The 350-nt window shown below is 29.4% G+C and carries 1 protein-coding gene; it reads left to right on the top strand.

Going from position 1 to position 350, the window contains the following annotated elements; genetic code table 11:
- Window positions 1-189: 189 nt before the first annotated feature.
- Window positions 190-350 (top strand): helix-turn-helix domain-containing protein (locus GNY06_RS04960; RefSeq protein WP_166519060.1); only part of this gene is annotated, 161 nt, incomplete at its 3' end.

Genomic DNA, 350 nt, shown 5'->3' on the forward strand with positions numbered 1-350 from the left:
ATAAAGGTCTCCTCTTACGGATAAACAGGAATTTTATCAATTAATTGATTATAAAGATGATATAGATATTGAACAAAAACTCAAAGAATGGGAAATATTCTACAATTCGCATAGACAAAATGTGAATTCGTCAATACTTAATCTGACAGTTGTAATCAAATTAAATAACTTTAAAACAGATTAAGTATTATGACAACACAACAAAAAATCATCAAAAACAAGTTAGTTGTAATAGAATTAGCACAACATTTAGGAAATGTATCCAAAGCCTGTAAAGTAATGGGCTATTCCCGAGACCGTTTTTATCGATTCAAAGAACTGTATGAGCAAGGAGCTGAATTAGCATTACA

It is taken from the genome of Elizabethkingia argenteiflava (assembly GCF_009904105.1).
GTDB classification, from domain to species: domain Bacteria; phylum Bacteroidota; class Bacteroidia; order Flavobacteriales; family Weeksellaceae; genus Elizabethkingia; species Elizabethkingia argenteiflava.